The sequence below is a fragment of the uncultured Nitrosomonas sp. genome, from assembly GCF_902826915.1.
Classification (GTDB): Bacteria; Pseudomonadota; Gammaproteobacteria; order Burkholderiales; family Nitrosomonadaceae; genus Nitrosomonas.
Genome location: NZ_CADEGP010000117.1, coordinates 1 through 4287, shown reverse-complemented (window position 1 = coordinate 4287; position 4287 = coordinate 1). Strand labels below are relative to the sequence as shown.

The 4287-nt window shown below is 42.2% G+C and carries 6 protein-coding genes; 4 read left to right on the top strand and 2 right to left on the bottom strand.

Going from position 1 to position 4287, the window contains the following annotated elements; translation table 11 throughout:
- Positions 1-130 precede the first annotated feature (130 nt).
- Entirely contained in the window at positions 131-319 is a 189-nt protein-coding gene (locus tag QZV86_RS13465; protein ID WP_295629184.1) for a GreA/GreB family elongation factor, read from the top strand.
- Between the two features lie 124 nt (positions 320-443).
- Here the strand turns inward: QZV86_RS13465 and QZV86_RS13460 are convergent, their stop codons facing one another.
- On the bottom strand, positions 444-1631 hold the full coding sequence (locus QZV86_RS13460; RefSeq protein WP_295629180.1) for a hypothetical protein: 1188 nt from the start codon (positions 1629-1631) through the stop codon (positions 444-446).
- A gap of 49 nt (positions 1632-1680) precedes the next feature.
- Positions 1681-2202, bottom strand: coding sequence for a peptide-methionine (R)-S-oxide reductase MsrB (msrB, locus tag QZV86_RS13455; RefSeq protein ID WP_295629177.1), 522 nt, complete (start codon positions 2200-2202; stop codon positions 1681-1683).
- A gap of 205 nt (positions 2203-2407) precedes the next feature.
- On the opposite strand from msrB, the gene QZV86_RS13450 reads away from it, so the two are divergent.
- The 3 genes from QZV86_RS13450 (at position 2408) to QZV86_RS13440 (ending at position 4030) form a co-directional block, all read left to right on the top strand.
- Positions 2408-3007: a DUF4202 domain-containing protein gene (locus QZV86_RS13450; RefSeq protein WP_295629173.1), complete on the top strand. Its 600-nt coding sequence runs from the start codon at positions 2408-2410 to the stop codon at positions 3005-3007.
- A gap of 86 nt (positions 3008-3093) precedes the next feature.
- Positions 3094-3693 carry a hypothetical protein gene (locus tag QZV86_RS13445; protein WP_295629169.1) on the top strand — a complete coding sequence of 200 codons (600 nt, stop codon included), beginning with the start codon at positions 3094-3096 and terminating at the stop codon, positions 3691-3693.
- 133 nt (positions 3694-3826) lie between these two features.
- Complete coding sequence (locus QZV86_RS13440; protein ID WP_295629167.1) at positions 3827-4030, top strand: YjfB family protein; 204 nt, start codon at positions 3827-3829, stop codon at positions 4028-4030.
- Positions 4031-4287: the final 257 nt, after the last annotated feature.

Here is a 4287-nt window from a genome sequence, read left to right as displayed (position 1 = left end):
CTAAGATCACTTGGAAGAACAAGACAATTTCAACAGTTAATTACTACATAGCCATTCAGAACATTATTACATCATCATCCGCACCTGAAAACGACTCTAACCGTGCAAAGTTCTTTCGGAATATAAGCTTATACTTGTTTATCCCGATGAAGCTGGCGCATCTGAAACGATCTCTATTGCAGCTCCAGTCGGAAGCACCTTGCTCGGATTGTCTGTGGGCCAATCTATCACGTGGCAAGTCCCTAGAGGGCAAGAGTTGAGTTTACGAGTGCTTGAGGTCATTCGACAACCAGAAGCAATGGAGGAGTATCACCGTTGAGATTGGCATTTTGGATAGATCCGCTGATACAGATGGGAAAGTGCAGTTTATGCATAATAAATATGCATTTTGAGCCTGTTTTTAATACCGCAGCGGCAATGCAATATAGCTTATCAATGGGTTGTTAAAATGAAGTCAATATGTATTCCAGCCCAGTTTGTGATAATCCCACAAGATTGATGTTTTCCCCATTGAGAGCAGTATCTGCAGCCATGATTCCAATTGAAGTGACGCTATGAGCGCCTGAATCCAGCAAACCTACGTAGTAGGCTTCATCTGCTGCAGAGGGTGCAAAGCCTACCACATTCTTATATAGTAGATTTACAACAGCCGTATGATTTATTGCGTTGTCGCCAAGCGCGGCATTGATTGCAAATTGCATTAGCGCTTCGTAACTCATGCCGTTATCGAGCAAATTCAAGCCAATGCCGGAGTAAGTCTCGTTGGACAGCGATTCTTGGCCGAAAACAGCGCCCAATGTTTTGGCGGTGATGCCTGCTTTATCATCAAGATCAAGCGCTAATGAAATATTAGCGTATTGAATACGTTCAATTTGATTGAGTGTGTCTATGCCGTCCGGTCCATTGTTTTTGTGGGTAATCGTCCAGCTTCCATTAACATTATGATTAATGTCGTAATCAGCAAAGTGGCCACGGTAAATGACTGTGTCAGTATTCTCATTTCCGATTAACATATCATTACCTGCAAATCCTGTCAGCACATCTTTTCCTGTGCCTCCCGCAATCAATTCGGCTTTGTTATGATCGGCTGTGAAAGGGGTCTGAAAGCCTTCAAAAAAATTCATGAAAGTATTAGCAGTAGTTCCATTTCCATCAGCTTTGCTAAAGACTGCTCCCGACAACAAATAACCTTTTAATCCAGCCGTATCGGATGACGTACTTCCAGCGCCAATGAGATGTGTCGCGGCCAGCATTCCGGAGATCGTTATTGGATTGTCATTAAGGATTTGTCCTTCGTATTTATCAAGTTCCAGAAATTTTATTCTTCCCCATAAAATATCGTGCCAGTCGCGAATGATTATTTCTTGTATGGCGTCATTATTGAAGTAATCCTGTTTACTATTGATTCCATTTTTTCCTGACCAGTTGCCACTCCAATCATTTCTGAATAAATTGCTATCACTGTTATCAATACCATAGTACCCGAGGTCAAAAAGAGCCGCTTCTCCAAATTGATACTTGCCGATAAAACCAAACGGATTCTCAGTGCCATAATTCTGGGCGCCACCGGAAACACTGGATGATTCTTTAAAACCTAATGCATCAAAATAATCTTGATATGTTTTAGCCATGATTATTTCTCATAAAGTAAAGTGGTCCTTGCATAACACAAACAGCTAATCAGCCTCTGAGTACCGGCAATGGTTCTTCTTTGGGCACGAAGTTAAGCGCAATGCCGTTATTACACCAGCGTTCTCCGCGAGGAGGTGGACCATCTTTAAACACATGACCTTGATGGCCTCCACAGCGAACGCAATGGTATTCTGTGCGTGGCCAGATCATTTTGAAATCGATTTTAGTGGCAATATGCCCGGCAATTGGTTGGGTAAAACTGGGCCAACCAGTCCAGCTCTCATATTTATGTGTGCTTTCAAACAATGGCAGATAACAGGCAGCGCAAATAAAGATACCTTCCCGATCCTCATAAACCAGATTGCTGGATTCCGGGCGCTCAGTGGCTTCTTCAAACAGGATTTCATAGGCCCTGGGCGAAACCAATTCGCGCCATTCCTTATGGGGCTTGTTGATGGGCGAAACAGGGCTGACTGCTTCGCCAACTACGGATGTACGTGAACATGCCGGAATCAGCGGAAGCACGGCTGCAGCGGCGAGCGCTTGTAACAAAAAAGTGCGTCGTTTCATAAAATCTTCTCCAATTCAACCAAGGCAATCGTGTGTTTGCTTTGTGCTTATGCGTTCCTCATCAGCCTGAACCTTGTTAAACAAATGAAATCCACCATATACCCTGCAAATATAAATTGCTCGTTACGGTAACGAATCCTAAGTTTTAATTATAATGGTATCAAAGGCGCTTTAGCGTCAATCATTAGATCAACCAACTTTCGATATGACCCAACAATGTTTTGACAAAGCAAAAACACTGATTGATGCGGCTAATGGCGAAGACCCGAACCAGGAAATCAATGAGGGTAAAAATTGGCCGAAAGAGCTGCTGTATTCGCACCGCATGTCTGACATGCTCGAACGCTATGCACCCGAAGCTGATGATGTCATGAAGCTGGCAGTGAGGGCGCAGCACATCCAGCGCTGGAAATCGCCACGTAGCGATTATCCGATGAATCGCAGGGGCTATCATCAATGGCGTACTGGATTGACCAAATTTCATGCTGACACCGTGGCTGATTTGCTCGCAAAGGCTGGGTATGAAAACATACTCATCGCACGGGTAGCTCAAGCCGTCGGCAAAAAAACACTGAAGACCAATCCGGATACTCAGTTATTGGAAGATGTCGCCGGATTGGTTTTTTTCGAACACTATTTGCTCGAATTTGCAAGCAAACATCCTGAATACGATGATGAGAAGTGGATTAATATCATGGATAAAATATGGAGAAAGATGTCCGTTCAAGCCCATCAATTCGTGCTTGATGGACACATCAAGTTGTCGGAATTTTTCGCTACGCTGATCAGGAAGGCTGTAATATAATCTATTGCGACAAGCCAGTTGTATTACTATTACTAATCGCTGGTTGATATAATTTTTCGTTATTCCTTTTAATCAGTAAAGATACTATGCTCACCAATTCAAAATTTTCATCTCATAAATTAATGCTCATGATTTTGATTGGGGTCATATTTTCCTTCCTTACATTTGGCATGCTGTATGGCGTGAGTTCGCAAGGTGATGCAGCAGAAACTTATCCAAAAGGTTTTCGTGGTGGTGCCTGTACCATAGAAACTGAAAACCTAATCATTGGTTATTCAGGATATTACCTCCCGGCAGGCTATGAATTGCCTGAAAATTCTATGCGGTCACCTCATGTTCCTGTTCAATGCGGCAAAGTACCCGAACCGGCAGCAGTAAATATCTCGATTGACTTGCTGTATCCAGAATCAGCGCGGAATTTTCTGTTAACGCAACGCTTAGTTAAAGTAGAAGCCATTGATAATACTGATAAAGAATACGAAATACTATCTATAGCCGCGCAATCGCACCCATCAGGTGTCATCACCCAAGCCTTAAAACTGAATGAACCCGGACAGTATATTTTGTATTTGGAAGGAAAGAATGCTGAAAATGCAAATATTCAAGTGAAAGTCCCATTAAAAGTTGGGCTTGATTGGAAAGATCAATTTAAAAAACTTTTTTCAACATTCCTCAGAAAAGATTAATGGCCAGAAGAAATGACTCAGTATCACTACTGAGCAAAAACAATTTTAATCCAGATAAGAAAAAACCTTGTTGCCTCTAAAAGATAGGGCAATACCTGCCGTAATGACCATTATAATAATTGGGAGAGATTTTATGGACGTAACCGGCATCGCAAGTGTTGCAACAGAAATGGCAAACTTCAATACCCAACAAGCGGTTGGCATGGCCGTCCTTAAAAAGGCCATGGACATTAACGCTGCAGGTGCTCTCGCTTTAATTGAGGCCATTCCTGACAATACTCAAATCGCTTCAAATCTACCCGCAAATCTTGGGCGGAATATTAATACGACAGCCTAGTTTCACATTCATTGGGCTACAAAAACGTTACTTGTGTAACGCTACACATTAACAATTTGCAAATAATTCAACTAGTGATTCCCGTGGCCTTGCTACAGGGATATTTATTATCTCGTGCACGCGGTTGCTTTTTCCGATCATCGGTTCCAAGTATTTAGTCGGTCCTGAAATATGCATAATCATTTGATATTATGCATGAATACGCTGTTTATTAGTGATCATAACAACCGAAAATGTTAAAATAGCATCATATTTCT